The following is a 14,647-nucleotide window of genomic DNA, read 5'->3' as shown; positions in this document are numbered from 1 at the left end:
TTTCCTATGCTACCAATAAAGACAAAGTTTTTTGTTATTTTTGCTAAATATTTCCAACAAACATAAAATCGAGAGATGATATGTTGTTTCAAAAAAAAAAGCAAAAGTTAGCACATGAAAGAATTTTCGCAAGAGGTATACCTTAAATGGTATGAAGAAATGACAATGTGGAGAAGGTTTGAAGACAAATGCCGTTCTCTTTATCTTAAACAAAAAATCAGAGGATTTTTACATTTATATAACGGTCAGGAAGCAATTCCTGCTGGTTTTACGCATGCTATGGATTTATCCAAAGACAGTATGATTACAGCTTATCGTTGTCACGTTCATCCGATGGCCATGGGTGTAGATCCGAAAAGAATTCTTGCAGAATTGTGTGGTAAAGCTACCGGAACCTCTGGTGGAATGGGTGGTTCTATGCATATCTTCAGCAAAGAGCACCGTTTTTATGGTGGTCACGGAATTGTGGGAGGACAGATTCCATTGGGAGCGGGAATTGCTTTTGGTGATAAATATTTTGACAGAAAAGCCGTAAATATTTGTTTCTTCGGAGATGGAGCTGCCAGACAAGGATCTCTGCATGAAACTTTCAACATGGCAATGAACTGGAAACTTCCAGTAGTTTTCGTTGTAGAGAATAATGGATATGCAATGGGAACTTCTGTAAAAAGAACAGCAAACCACGAAGATATTTATAAATTAGGGTTGGGCTATGAAATGCCTTGTCTTGCTGTAGATGCAATGGATCCTGAAAAAGTAGCTGAAGCAGCGTTTGAAGCCATCGAAAGAGCAAGAAGAGGAGACGGACCAACATTTATCGAAGCGAGAACTTATCGCTACAGAGGACACTCAATGTCTGATGCAGAACCTTATAGAAGTAAAGATGAAGTTGCCGAACGTAAAAAAGACGATCCAATTGAAATCGTAAAACAAAGAATTTTAGATCATAACTGGGCAACGCCGGACGAATTAACAGCCATTGAAGAAAAATCAAGAGAGTTCGTTGAAGAATGTGTTGACTTTATGGAAAATTCTCCGTACCCAGATTTGGATAAAGTGTATGACTATGTCTATGCTCAGGAAGATTATCCTTTCATTAATAAATTAGAAAATAACTAAAAATAATTCATTTGAAATCTGATTTTTTATTAAAGTCAGATTTCATTTATTGAATCAAAAAAATAACAGAATATTATGGCAGAAGTAATAACAATGCCCCGTCTTTCTGATACGATGACAGACGGTAAAGTGGCGAAATGGCACAAGAAAGTAGGAGATACAGTAAAGGAAGGTGATATCTTGGCCGAGATCGAAACTGACAAAGCCGTACAGGATTTTGAATCAGAATTTAACGGAACTTTATTATACATCGGTACAGAAGAAGGTGGTTCATCACCGGTAGATTCTGTACTGGCAATTATCGGTCAGGAAGGTGAAGACATTTCAGCCTTAAAAGGTGGAGATTCTACCGAGAAAAATGCTGACGCTGATATTCCCGAAGAAAATAAAACGGAAGGAAAAGTGACCGATATTGAAACCACTGAACCGGTAGAAAAGGAATCTGGAGAGAATGCCGAAATTCCTGCCGATGTTGAAGTTATTACAATGCCGAGACTTTCGGATACAATGACTGAAGGAAAAGTAGCCAAATGGCATTTCAAAGTTGGAGATACGGTAAAAGAAGGCGATGTTTTAGCAGAAATTGAAACCGATAAAGCCGTTCAGGATTTTGAATCAGAAGTAAATGGAACTTTATTGTACACTAGCGTTGGCGAAGGTGAAGCGAGTCCCGTGGATACGGTTTTAGCAATCATCGGACCTGCAGGAACTGATGTTTCTGGACTAACTTCTGGTGGCGCAAAAAAAGCAGACTCAAAACCTGCTGCTGAAAAACCTTCAGAAAATGTTACTGCTTCAGAGAACACTTCAGCTTCAGAAAATAAAAAAGAGCAACCTCTTGCAAATTCATCCACCGAGAGATTGGCAATTTCTCCTTTGGCTAAAAAAATGGCTGAAGACAAAGGAATAGATGTTCACTCTTTAAAAGGAAGTGGTGAAAATGGAAGAATTGTAAGAAAAGATATTGAGAATTATCAGCCAAGTGCTGCTGCTTCGACACCAGCGAAACAAGAAGTCTCTACACCTGCTGCAGTTGCTGCTCCGGCGCAAGTTGCCGTGAATTTCGTTCAGGGTGAAGATTCTGAAACACCAAATTCGCAAGTAAGAAATATCATTGCAAAACGTCTTGCTGAAAGTAAATTTACAGCTCCGCATTATTATTTGATCGTAGAAATCAACATGGATAAAGCGATTGAAGCGAGAAAAGAAATCAACTCTTTGCCAGATACCAAAATTTCATTTAACGATATGATCATTAAAGCTACCGCGATGGCTTTAAGAAAACATCCGCAAGTGAATTCGACTTGGAAAGAAGATAAAATCATTCACCACGGAAATATCAATGTTGGTGTTGCTGTTGCAATCCCTGATGGATTGGTAGTTCCTGTATTGAAAAATGCAGATCAAATGAATTACAATCAAATTTCTGCAGGCGTAAAAGATATGGCCGGAAGAGCGAAATCAAAAGGTTTAAAAGCCAACGAAATGGAAGGGTCTACTTTCTCAGTTTCCAACTTAGGAATGTTTGGGATCGAAACTTTTACATCGATTATCAATCAGCCGAATTCTGCGATTCTTTCCGTAGGTGCGATTGTTGAAAAACCTATCGTAAAAGACGGACAGATCGTTGTTGGGAATACCATGAAACTTTCTTTGGCATGTGACCATAGAGTAGTTGATGGTGCTACTGGAGCGCAATTTTTACAGACATTGAGAACGTATTTAGAGCAACCTTTATCATTGTTACTCTAAGTTTTTAACTTTAATTATACCAATCCTTTCAATTAATTTTGGAAGGATTTTTATTTGGGCGCAACCCTCGCCAATGCTTTAGCAACACCTCGGGTCGGTCTGCGTGCAGTCGTTCTTTTTATTTTTTTACAAAAACAAAAAGGAACTCCAACAATGCACTTCGCCCTTGCGCAAAAACTCGCAAAAATTCACTATTTTTGAAACCATGATTAAAGCGATTAATATTCATAAATCCTACGGCGATTTAGAAGTGTTGAAAGGAGTTGATATCCATATCAAAGAAGGTGAAGTAGTTTCTATCGTTGGCGAATCCGGCGCTGGAAAATCGACCTTATTACAAATTCTGGGAACCCTAGATAAACCAAGTAATCCTAAGAAATACAATACCATACTTGAATTAGCCGGACAATCATTCGTGAATATGAGTGACCGACAATTGTCAAGATTTCGTAATGAAAATATCGGATTTGTATTTCAGTATCATCAACTTTTACCCGAGTTTTCAGCTTTAGAAAATGTTCTTTTACCAACCAAAATTGCAGGTAAAAATGAGAAGGAATCCATTGACAAAGCCTATTCTCTTTTTGAGGATCTGAATATCGCACATAGAATCCACCACAAACCTAACGAAATGTCGGGTGGAGAAGCGCAAAGAACCGCCGTTGCAAGAGCTTTAATAAATTCACCAAAAATTATTTTTGCGGATGAACCAACCGGGAATTTAGACTCAAAAAATGCCGATGATTTGCATCAACTCTTTTTTGATTTGCGGGATAAGTATCATCAAACATTCGTGATTGTTACGCATAACACTCTTTTGGCAGATACCACTGACCGTAAGTTAGTGATGAAAGACGGGCAAATAATCCAAGGCTTGTAATTTTAATTGAAGGTACATCAGGTAATTTTCTTAAATTTATAAGTTAATTCTGACAATCAGTTAATATGTCCATTAAATTTCTTGCAGAAGACGATAGACCGAGAGAGAAATTTTTATTAAAAGGTAAAAATTCACTTTCCGATGCGGAATTGTTGGCTATAATTATGGGCAGTGGAAACCGAGAAGAATCGGCCGTTGAATTAGGTCGAAAAATTCTACATTCTGTCGGAAATAACTGGCATAATCTATCGCTTTTACAAATTTCAGATTTAATGAAATTTAAAGGAATAGGCGAGGCGAAAGCCATTTCGATTGCAGTGGCTTTGGAAATTGGTAGAAGAAGAGCTTCACAAGAAGTTCCGGAGAAAGTGCAAATTACCAATAGCCAGGAAAGTTATAAAGTTTTACTTCCCTATTTATCCGATCTGCAAACCGAAGAGTTTTGGGCCATTTATCTCAATCAAAATAATCGCATTTTAGGAAAAGGAAAATTATCTTCTGGAGGAATCAACCAATCGGTTGTTGATATACGAATTCTTTTTAAAACCGCCTTGGAGCATCTCGCTACTGGAATTATCATCGCACACAATCATCCGTCTGGAAATTTAAAACCCAGTTCAGAAGATTTAAAAATCACCAAGCAAATTGCCGAAGCAGGAAAAATTTTGAATATCCAATTGTTGGATCATTTGATTATTGCTCAAAATTCTTACTTAAGTTTTGCCGACGAAAATTTATTATGATTAAAATAGTTAAGTACGAAGAAATTGATTTTGATCGTTATTCTGAATGTTTAAAGAACGCTTGTCAAAATACAGATTACGCCGATAAGCAATTTTTGGATATCGTATCTAAGCGACAATGGTTTCTTTTGGTTGATGGAGATTATGACGCGGTAATGCCCGTTTCATATGTTCGCAAATATGGCTTGACTTTTATTCTGATGCCAAAACTCTGTCAGCAACTAGGCGTGTTTTCGAAAAAAGAAGATCCAGAAATCAACCAACAATTTTATGGTTTTTTAAACCAGAATTTCTTGGTTTCGATTTATGCATTTAATGGTGATAATCAATTTAGTCATTCCGTTGAAAGGAAAACATCTTATTTAATAAAGAAGAACAGCTATTCAACCACTAAAAAAAATTACAGCAGTCATCGAAGAAGGAATGTACGTATCATCGGTGATCTGGTTGGAAATATACGCTTAAAAAAAGCCTGGCAGGAACGAGATAAGCAATTCTTTTTAAAAAACATAAAAGGAACCAATAAAGAAAAAGACAATAACCAATACTTTGAAATTTTCGAAGAACTTTTACAAAAAAATATTGGCCACCTTAGAATTCTTGAGTTTAAAGATGAAATTCAATCTTTCGTTTATTTGTTTGAAGGAAAAAATCGCAGATATTTGAGTTTGTTTATCAATGGATACCCTTTAATCAATCCAAATTTCCCTTCGATTATGATTGACCAATGTTTACAAGACTTTATTGAAGACAAGGATTTCGACTTTATGGGTAGCGAAGTGGAAAATGTAGCTAAGTTTAACGAGCGTTTCGGAGCTGTTTCCTACCAATATCCACTTTTGACCAATGACAAGATTACTTTATTGAAAAATTTATGGAAGAAATACAGAATTATCACTAATTTTGCACCGTAGAAAAAACCAATGATAGAATCGCCTTATTTTCCCTACGCTTTTGCGTTATTGATTGCTGCTCCTTTCTTGATATATACCAGACAATTTGTTTACTCGTATATCAAACTCAAAAATCAGGAACTCAATTTCATGACCGTAAAAGGACAATCGGAGCAAAGGATTTATGCTTACGAAAGAATTACCCTATTTTTAGAGAGAATAAAACCAGCGAATTTAGTAACTAAATTTGACCAAGATTTAGCAGCACACGAATATCTGTTTTTGATTGAAAAAACCATCAATGAAGAGTTTGATTATAATGCGTCACAACAGCTTTATTTAACCAAAAACTCTTGGAATAAAGTAGTGAATTGTAAAAATAATATTTTGCATCTGCTGCATAAAACGTACGAAAATTTGAGTAATGAGAGCACATTACAAGATTTCAAAACCGTTTTTTTAATGAATTACATCAACGAGCAAGATCATATTTCAGCTTGCATTGAAGATCTTAGAAAAGAAAACTTAATTATAAATTAAAATAAAATAAAATAATGATACCTAATTTTAAAGCACATCCGTGGCACGGGATTCCAGTAGGAGATGAAGCACCAGATGTTGTCAATGTCTTTGTGGAAATTGTACCAAGTGATACTATTAAATATGAAATCGATAAACAGAGTGGTTATTTAAAGGTTGATAGACCACAACAATTCTCGAATATTATTCCGGCTTTGTACGGATTTATTCCAAGAACTTATTGTCATGACGAAGTTTTAAGATTAGCGATCGAGAGTGGAGCAGAAAATGTTGATACCGGCGATTTAGATCCGTTGGACATTTGCGTATTGAGTTCTCACAATATTCAATCCGGAGGAATGATTATGGAAGCTTTACCCATCGGTGGTTTTAAGATGATCGATAAAGGAGAAGCTGATGACAAGATTGTTGCAGTGATGAAAGGCGATCACGCTTTTGGACATTTCAGAGATATTACCGAATTACCACAAGCGGAAGTAAAACGTTTGATGCACTATTTCCTTACTTACAAAAATCTTCCGGATGAACCAGCAAAATGTACCATTCATGAAGTTTATGGCGCCGAGCATGCTAAAAAAGTAATCAAAGCATCACAGACTGATTACGCTAATAAATTTGGCGGATAGGCCGATTAGCATATTTTAATTCCTACTAGACAAATGTTTTCATTTGTCTATTTTTTTTTGTTAAAAAATAGTTAAAGCTTAAAAAAAAGACGTATTTTCGATTTTCGTTTTAATTAACAAAAATTTAACATTATTAAAATTAACATTAAAAAGTAGTTTATGGATTTATTTTATTTAGTACCAATCTTTGGTATTATTGCTCTAATCTACACTTTTGTTCAAAGCTCTTGGGTGAGTAAACAAAATGCAGGTAATGACCGCATGAAAGAAATTAGCGGTTATATTTCAGATGGTGCGATGGCTTTCTTAAAAGCAGAGTACAAGGTGATGGGCTACTTCGTGGTGGTCGTTGCAATTTTATTAGCGATAATGGGTGGATCAAGTGCTAATTCTCACTGGAGTATCGGTATTTCATTCGTTCTGGGTGCGATACTTTCTGCGCTTGCAGGATTTATCGGAATGAAGATTGCGACCAAATCTAACGTTAGAACAGCAGAAGCAGCGAAAACTTCATTGTCAAAAGCATTGAAAGTTTCTTTTACTGGAGGTTCCGTAATGGGAATGGGTGTGGCTGGTTTAGCAGTTTTAGGTTTAGGTGGATTGTATATCATCATTAAACAAATTTTTGCGCCAGGTGCGGGAGTTGATTCTCATGAAATGGAAAGAACCATTGAGATTCTTACTGGATTCTCTTTAGGTGCTGAATCTATTGCCCTTTTCGCCAGAGTTGGTGGTGGTATTTATACCAAAGCAGCTGACGTTGGTGCTGACTTAGTTGGTAAAGTAGAAGCAGGAATTCCTGAAGATGATCCAAGAAACCCAGCGACGATTGCTGATAATGTTGGAGATAACGTTGGAGATGTTGCGGGAATGGGTGCCGATTTATTTGGATCTTATGTAGCAACCGTTTTAGCAACAATGGTTTTAGGTAGAGAAACTTTATCTATCGATGCTTTTGGAGGTTTTGCTCCGATTCTTTTACCAATGTTAATCGCAGGAACAGGAATTATCTATTCCATGATTGGAACTTTATTTGTAAAAATTGGTGAAACTACAAGTTTAGATATTGCTCCCGTACAAAATGCGTTGAACCTAGGAAACTGGGGAAGTATTGTCTTAACGGCGATTTCTTCATATTTCTTAGTAAACTATCTAATGCCAGAAACCATGGTCTTAAGAGGTCACGAGTTTACAAAAATGGGTGTTTTTGGAGCAATCATCGTAGGTTTAGTGGTTGGAACTTTAATGAGTATCATCACTGAATACTACACAGCGATGGGTAAAAAACCAGTAAAAAGTATTATTAAACAATCATCTACAGGTCACGCAACCAATATTATTGGTGGACTTGCAGTTGGAATGGAATCGACCATGTTACCAATTATTGTTTTGGCAGGTGGTATTTATGGTTCTTATTTTTGTGCAGGACTTTATGGGGTAGCGATCGCTGCAGCAGGAATGATGGCAACTACTGCAATGCAGTTAGCGATTGATGCTTTCGGACCGATTGCTGATAACGCTGGTGGAATTGCAGAAATGAGTGAATTACCAAAAGAAGTTCGTGAGAGAACAGATGTTCTTGATGCCGTAGGAAATACAACAGCAGCTACCGGAAAAGGTTTTGCAATTGCTTCTGCAGCTTTAACAGCCTTGGCATTATTTGCAGCTTTTGTGGGAATTGCAGGTATTGATGGAATCGACATTTACAGAGCCGATGTATTGGCAGGATTATTTATTGGAGCGATGATTCCATTTATCTTCTCTTCATTAGCGATCAGAGCGGTAGGTACTGCAGCGATGGCGATGGTAGAAGAAGTTCGCCGACAGTTCCGTGAGATTCCTGGAATCTTAGAAGGAAAAGCGGTTCCTGAATACGAAAAATGTGTAGCGATCTCTACAGATGCATCGCTTAAAAAAATGATGCTTCCTGGAGCAATTGCTCTGATATCTCCATTAATCATGGGATTCATTTTTGGACCAGAAGTATTAGGAGGATTTTTAGCAGGTGCTACGGTATCTGGAGTGTTAATGGGAATCTTCCAAAACAACGCTGGAGGTGCTTGGGATAACGCTAAAAAATCTTTTGAACAAGGAGTTGAAATCAATGGTGAGATGCATTACAAAGGTTCTGAAGCGCACAAAGCATCAGTTACCGGTGATACGGTTGGAGATCCATTCAAGGACACGTCTGGACCATCGATGAATATTTTAATTAAATTAATGTCGATTATTTCTTTGGTAATTGCACCAACTTTAGCGGTGATGCATAAAGATAAAATTGATCAAAATAGAAGAGAGAAATTAGAATCTTTACAGAAAATGACAGGAATCACTACATCAACAACTTCCGTTGAAGGTGGAAATGTATTTGTTCCAGTTCCGGTAGTGAAAGGAATGCTGAATTCAGATGGTGACTTTGTTTATGACACTGGAAATATTCAGGAAATTAAACTGAGCAACAAATCAATCGCACTTGGTGAAAACAGCCAGTTGTATGCTTTATACAATGGACTGAAATTAGAAGATGCAAAAGTTCTGGATAAAAACCAGTGGTACACGCTTGAAAATCTTTATTTTCAAACTGGTAGCAGCGATTTAAAACCAGGTTCTGAAGATCAACTTAATAACTTAGCTGAAATCTTAAATGCCTATCCAAATTCAAAAGTAAAATTAGGTGGTTATACCGATAATACTGGAAGTGAAGAAGGTAATCTAAAACTTTCTAACTTACGTGCTCAGGCTGCAAAACTAAAATTGCTGGAAATGGGAATTGCTGCTGATAGAGTAGAAGCAGAAGGTTACGGTTCTCAGTTTCCTGTTTGTGAAGCTAATGATACCGACGAATGTAAAGCACAAAACAGAAGAATTGATGTTCGTGTTTTAAACTTTTAAATCGAAGAAGGTTTTTAAAAATAGTAAATCCCAACTGAAAGGTTGGGATTTTTTTGTTGCAGAATTTTATTTTTTAAATGATCTTTTTAATTTCCAACTTATGGTCTATCATCTATTTTCTCAAAGCGAAGCGGTCTATCATCTGTGACAATTACCAACCTTTTTTCCTTACATACAAGAAAGTAATTGAAGAAATAATCGCCATTAAACCAAGCGTAATATAATACCCGTATTTCAAATTAAGTTCCGGCATAAAGACGAAATTCATTCCATAAATTCCAGCGATAAAGGTGATCGGGAAAAAGTACATCGAATAAATTGCAAGGACTTTCATAACCTGATTCGCCTTTTGATCACTCATGGCTAGAAACATTGAAATTAAACTCGCAACCTGCGTGTTCAGATGTTCAAAATCTGCGATTACATCTTTGTGTTTATCTTTCAAATCCGTCACTGCAGTGTCTTCTAGCGTAAGCAATTTAAACTTGTCAACCCAAACCGTAGAAATATTGAGAATTCTGGTGTTCAAACCGGATTTTCTTTTTAGTCGATACAATCTTCGGATATGATTAGAGTGATTGGTTGTTTTCAAGAAAATTTCACTTTCGATCTGATCCATTATTTCTAACAAATTTTGAGATTCGTCATCATAAGATTTCATTACTTTCAAGGCTAAATTTAAAGCAATTTGATCGCGGCTGATTTCTGTATTAGTGGGAAGTAGAATCTCTTTTTTGAATTCGTAGATGCTTCGGTTTTTTAATCGGTGAATGGTAATGATCACATTGTCAATTAAGAAAATGCCGAGTTTGGTAGAAATATCGCTTATTGTATTTAAATTTGACCGCTCTAATTGGGTATTCTCGCGCATCAGGAAAAAATTAACATTCCCGTCTTGCTCATATTTCGGCAGGTGATTTGCGTCAATCGTGTCTTCTAAAAGAAGAGAATTGATATCGTACCGCTGATGCAAAAAAGCCAAATCTTCTTCACTTGGACTTTCTACATCAATCCATTCGCAATGGTCATTTTTATAAATAATTTCAATAGGCATTCCGCAAATTTAAGTTATAATTAACATTCAAATATATAAAAGAGTAAGAAACACATTAATTTTATTGCTTTGCTAATGGCGACGAATTCATCAATTAATTATTGAAATACCTGTTTATTATTTCTATAATATAATTTCAAATGATACCTTTTAAAATTGCTGTTTTAAAACTAATTCGTGAATTAATGGAAGAAAACTTTAACAAAATTGCTTAAATACATTACTTCCTATGTGTCGAATAAAATTTATCTTTGTTTAAATTACAAATTACATGCTTAAAAGTTATATCAAAGGAGTTGGCCATTACGTGCCCGAAAATATTGTCACCAACGATGATTTGTCTAAACTGATGACCACCAACGACGAGTGGATTACAGAGAGAACAGGCATCAGAGAACGTCATCACCGAAAGAACAGAAACGATTCAGAAGAAACCACAGCGTATCTTGGATTTAAAGCAGCCGAATCTGCTTTAAAAATGGCTGGAATGACCGGAAAAGATATTGACTACATCGTATTTGCAACACTTTCCCCTGATTACTATTTCCCAGGTTGTGGAGTTTTGTTACAGGAAATGTTGGGTTGCGAAACTGTAGGAGCGTTAGATGTGAGAAACCAATGTTCAGGATTTGTTTATGCGATGAGCGTTGCCAATGCTTTCATTAAAGCGGGTCAGTATAAAAATATTTTGGTTGTGGGCGCCGAAATTCATTCATTTGGATTAGACTTCTCAGATGCCGGACGTGGTGTTTCCGTTATTTTTGGAGATGGAGCCGGAGCGATCATTTTATCAGCAACAGAGGATGAAAATGCTGGTGATATTTTAGCAACCAACATGCACTCAGAAGGAAAACACGCTGAAGAATTATGCACCAAATTCCCAGGCTCTAAATTTGGTTGGAGCGATAGAATGCGTCTGGAACCAGAAAGCGTAACCGATGCAGAAATCTATCCAATCATGAATGGAAACTTTGTTTTCAAACATGCCGTGACCAGATTTCCGGAAACCATGATGGAAGCATTAGAAAAAGCGGGTAAAAAGCCCGAAGATTTGGATATGTTTATTCCGCACCAGGCGAATTTAAGAATTGCACAGTTTGTGCAAAGTCGTTTCGGTTTGCCCGATGAGAAGGTTTATAATAATATCCAACGCTTTGGAAATACCACTGCAGCTTCAATTCCTTTAGCCTTAAGCGAAGCTATTGAAAATGGTAAAATTAAACGAGGTGATTTAGTTCTTCTTTCCGCTTTTGGTAGTGGATTTACTTGGGGTTCTGTTTTATTTAATTATTAAAATGTTTTTTAATGATGAATCTTTTGCTTCTACAATTTCTCCAAAAGAATTCAATTAAATATAAAAAAAAAATGCGTCAATCGACGCATTTTTTTTATTGTACAGAAAGAGAATCTTTCACTTGACCTTCATCATTAAAAGCAGCAGAATCAATACCTGCATTTCGCTTTTCGCTGACACTGTGTTCATCTTTGTATTCTTCTCTTTTCTCTTCTTTTTGGGCGCAACTTGCGAAACATAAGGTTCCTAAAACGGCTAGAGCAAATAACTTTTTCATCTTATTTTTTTTAATGTTAAAAACGATAAAAGCAAATAGTGTGCAAGCGCTACAATTTATTTTTGCAGTTTATTCAAATACCTCGAAATCTGTTCCGTCATAACTGGCAAAAACCATGGTCGGATGAGAGTCTTGATGGGCGAGATTTCCATTTTTATCGATCGCAATTGCTCCTGCAAATCCATCAATTTCTTTTAATTCTGTAAAGGTTTTTTCTATTGCGTCATTTAACGAGAAACCGTCGGTTACTCTGATCACTATTTTAGCTGCAGTCGCGTTACTCACGATATCTTCACCAACTCCCGTACAACTTACGGCACAGTATTCATTAGCGAAATTTCCAGCAACTGTGGCAGAATCAGAAATTCTTCCCACCAGTTCAAAGCCTTTTCCACCCGTGGAAGTTGCTGCAGCAAGTCGACCTTCGCTATCTAAAGCCACACAACCAACCGTTCCTTTTCCACCATTTTTTAATTTCGCTTCGTATTCTTTTCTTCGTTGTGGAATTTCAGTAGAGAAATCTTCAAAATCATTTTCGGTAGCATATTTCTTTGCGCCATTTCCGCCCAGAACCCGATCATCTTCTTTCATTAAGACTTGAGCGACTTCAATAGGATTTTTTACATTTTCAATATTGATGACGCCAGAAAATTTCTGAGTTTTTCCATTCATTAAAGAAGCACTCATTCTTATTTTTCCGTCGCTTTGAATTTGCGAACCCATTCCAGCGTTGTAGAGCAAATCATCCTCTAACAATTTAACCGCATGAACTACAGTTTCTTCCGCAGAATGATTTTCTAAAAATTCAAAAGATGTTTTTGCTATTTCTTTTAATGAATTTTGCTTGGCAATTTTTACGTCGTGACTTTGGTCGCTTTCGGAGAAAAATCCACCGTGAATGATTATTTTCATTTTTAATACTAAAATTTATTTTGTTGAGCCTGCGGAATAGGACTGTATTGCGAGTTAACGATGGTTAAATCCTTTTCTTTTAAATTGTAAAAGTCATTTTGTGATAGGACGTGAACGATTAAATTATCGATAGAAATTGGTTTGCCTAATTCGATGTTGGTTAAATTAGTATCTTTTATAAAACGGCCATCAACCAGAATAACCAAACCAGATCCAATCGCGGTCATAATATCATTATCAATAAAAAGTCCGGTATCTTCACCTAAGCCGATTCCTAAAGTTCGGGGATTATTTACAACCGCTTGAAATAACCTTCCGATTCTTCCGCGCTGAACAAAGTGGGTGTCTACAATTACGTTTTCTATGAAACCTAAACCTTGCGTTGTTTTTATTTCTCCTTTTAGAAGAGCCTCACTGCTTGAACCTTGATAAATCATATTTTCAGAAGCAGCAGCCGCGCCAGCAGATGTTCCGGCATAAATAAAATTTTCTTCTCGGTATTTTTGTAGAATGATATCGTGAAATCTTGTTCCACCCAAGATTGAAGTCAAGCGAAGTTGATCACCACCCGTAAACATAACTACATCTGCCGCAGATGCACGAGCAGTAATTTCATCACTATTGCCTTGTTCGCGATTGGTGATGTCTAAAATATTGACATGCTTAGCGCCCAGAAATTCGAATGCTTTCTTGTATTCAGGTCCTACAATTTGTGGAATCTGAGAAGCGGTGGTAATAATTTCGATCACCGAATCTTCTTTCAAACGGGATTCATCAATAATTTTTCTTAAAATTCCCCGTTCAAAAAAATTCAGATTTTTCTCTATATTTTGATCATAATCGGTTTCCGCAAAACTACCTTTGTTAACTGCGCCACCAATAATCATTAATTTTCCAACTGCTTTCATAGCTTGCAAATTTAAAAAAATATTTTTTGCTACTTCTATAAAAAACGATTCATCTTCATTAAGAGTCCATATTGTCTATGAGTGATCAACCGAAAAAATACCGCTAATTTTTATTATTTTTTCTTAATTATTAAGGTTTTCGTTTATCTTTGATAATCAAATAAAATTTACCGACTAAAAAAAGACCTCAATTACCTATGAAAATTGATAAAATACAAGTTTTGCGTGGCCCGAATATTTGGAGCATCAAAAGAAAAAAACTCATTCAAATGCGTTTGGACCTCGAGGAATTGGAGGATTACCCAACGAATAAAATTGACGGTTTTAGAGATAGATTACAATTATTAATGCCATCACTAATTACACACCGTTGTTCGGAAGGTGTAGAAGGTGGTTTTTTCCAAAGGGTCGAAATGGGAACTTGGATGGGTCATGTTATTGAACATATCGCTTTAGAAATTCAAACTTTAGCCGGAATGGATACTGGTTTTGGTAGAACACGGGAAACAAAAACTCCTGGTGTCTATAATGTGGTCTTTAGTTATTTAGAGGAAAATTCTGGAATTTACGCGGCCGAGCAATCGGTAGAGATCGCCAGATGTTTAATCGAAGCTCGTGATTACAGTCTTGTAGATTGCATCAGAAATTTAAAAGAAACGCGCGAGCGTGAAAGATTAGGACCATCTACTGGAAGCATTGTTCAGGAAGCGGTTGCTAGAAATATCCCTTGGATTAGATTGGGAAGAAATTCACTGGT

13 protein-coding genes and 1 pseudogene are annotated in these 14,647 nt (G+C 36.4%); 10 read left to right on the top strand and 4 right to left on the bottom strand.

Annotation, left to right across the window (positions count from 1 at the left end):
* The first annotated feature begins 114 nt into the window (after nucleotides 1-114).
* The 8 genes from pdhA (at nucleotide 115) to ACEYOS_RS14465 (ending at nucleotide 9,445) form a co-directional block, all read left to right on the top strand.
* Nucleotides 115-1,119 (top strand): pyruvate dehydrogenase (acetyl-transferring) E1 component subunit alpha, encoded by a 1,005-nt coding sequence (pdhA, locus tag ACEYOS_RS14500; protein WP_373709299.1) that lies wholly within the window; start codon nucleotides 115-117, stop codon nucleotides 1,117-1,119.
* Between the two features lie 75 nt (nucleotides 1,120-1,194).
* Nucleotides 1,195-2,871, top strand: coding sequence for a 2-oxo acid dehydrogenase subunit E2 (locus ACEYOS_RS14495; RefSeq protein ID WP_373709300.1), 1,677 nt, complete (start codon nucleotides 1,195-1,197; stop codon nucleotides 2,869-2,871).
* A 205-nt stretch (nucleotides 2,872-3,076) separates the two neighbouring features.
* Nucleotides 3,077-3,751, top strand: a complete 675-nt coding sequence (locus tag ACEYOS_RS14490) for an ABC transporter ATP-binding protein (RefSeq protein WP_373709301.1) — start codon at nucleotides 3,077-3,079, stop codon at nucleotides 3,749-3,751.
* A 65-nt stretch (nucleotides 3,752-3,816) separates the two neighbouring features.
* Nucleotides 3,817-4,494 (top strand): DNA repair protein RadC, encoded by a 678-nt coding sequence (gene radC / locus ACEYOS_RS14485; protein WP_373709302.1) that lies wholly within the window; start codon nucleotides 3,817-3,819, stop codon nucleotides 4,492-4,494.
* On the top strand, nucleotides 4,491-5,408 hold the full coding sequence (locus ACEYOS_RS14480) for a hypothetical protein (RefSeq protein ID WP_373709303.1): 918 nt from the start codon (nucleotides 4,491-4,493) through the stop codon (nucleotides 5,406-5,408). The genes radC and ACEYOS_RS14480 overlap by 4 nt, the downstream gene beginning before the upstream one ends.
* 9 nt (nucleotides 5,409-5,417) lie before the next feature.
* On the top strand, nucleotides 5,418-5,927 hold the full coding sequence (locus tag ACEYOS_RS14475) for a hypothetical protein (RefSeq protein WP_373709304.1): 510 nt from the start codon (nucleotides 5,418-5,420) through the stop codon (nucleotides 5,925-5,927).
* Between the two features lie 14 nt (nucleotides 5,928-5,941).
* Nucleotides 5,942-6,553 (top strand): inorganic pyrophosphatase, encoded by a 612-nt coding sequence (locus ACEYOS_RS14470; RefSeq protein WP_373709305.1) that lies wholly within the window; start codon nucleotides 5,942-5,944, stop codon nucleotides 6,551-6,553.
* 159 nt (nucleotides 6,554-6,712) lie between these two features.
* A complete protein-coding gene (locus tag ACEYOS_RS14465) occupies nucleotides 6,713-9,445 on the top strand; it encodes a sodium-translocating pyrophosphatase (RefSeq protein ID WP_373709306.1) in 2,733 nt (910 codons plus the stop codon).
* Between the two features lie 151 nt (nucleotides 9,446-9,596).
* On the opposite strand, the gene ACEYOS_RS14460 is transcribed toward ACEYOS_RS14465, so the two are convergent.
* Nucleotides 9,597-10,499 (bottom strand): CorA family divalent cation transporter, encoded by a 903-nt coding sequence (locus ACEYOS_RS14460; protein WP_373709307.1) that lies wholly within the window; start codon nucleotides 10,497-10,499, stop codon nucleotides 9,597-9,599.
* Between the two features lie 271 nt (nucleotides 10,500-10,770).
* Here ACEYOS_RS14460 and ACEYOS_RS14455 point away from each other — a divergent pair, with 271 nt between their 5' ends.
* Complete coding sequence (locus ACEYOS_RS14455) at nucleotides 10,771-11,793, top strand: 3-oxoacyl-ACP synthase III family protein (protein WP_373709308.1); 1,023 nt, start codon at nucleotides 10,771-10,773, stop codon at nucleotides 11,791-11,793.
* 94 nt (nucleotides 11,794-11,887) lie between these two features.
* Here the strand turns inward: ACEYOS_RS14455 and ACEYOS_RS14450 are convergent, their stop codons facing one another.
* The 3 genes from ACEYOS_RS14450 to ACEYOS_RS14440 all read right to left on the bottom strand — a co-directional run bounded on the left by ACEYOS_RS14450 (nucleotide 11,888) and on the right by ACEYOS_RS14440 (nucleotide 13,890).
* Nucleotides 11,888-12,070: a hypothetical protein gene (locus ACEYOS_RS14450; RefSeq protein WP_373709309.1), complete on the bottom strand. Its 183-nt coding sequence runs from the start codon at nucleotides 12,068-12,070 to the stop codon at nucleotides 11,888-11,890.
* A gap of 69 nt (nucleotides 12,071-12,139) precedes the next feature.
* Nucleotides 12,140-12,982 carry an isoaspartyl peptidase/L-asparaginase gene (locus ACEYOS_RS14445; protein WP_373709310.1) on the bottom strand — a complete coding sequence of 281 codons (843 nt, stop codon included), beginning with the start codon at nucleotides 12,980-12,982 and terminating at the stop codon, nucleotides 12,140-12,142.
* Nucleotides 12,983-12,990: 8 nt separating this feature from the next.
* On the bottom strand, nucleotides 12,991-13,890 hold the full coding sequence (locus tag ACEYOS_RS14440; RefSeq protein WP_373709311.1) for a cyanophycinase: 900 nt from the start codon (nucleotides 13,888-13,890) through the stop codon (nucleotides 12,991-12,993).
* 197 nt (nucleotides 13,891-14,087) lie between these two features.
* On the opposite strand from ACEYOS_RS14440, the pseudogene ACEYOS_RS14435 reads away from it, so the two are divergent.
* Nucleotides 14,088-14,647, top strand: a pseudogene (locus tag ACEYOS_RS14435) (cyanophycin synthetase); the annotation flags it as partial.

The organism is Kaistella sp. (assembly GCF_041824135.1).
Classification (GTDB): domain Bacteria; phylum Bacteroidota; class Bacteroidia; order Flavobacteriales; family Weeksellaceae; genus Kaistella.
Note: the sequence above shows the minus strand (reverse complement) of the source record. Positions and strands in the feature narration are given on the sequence as shown.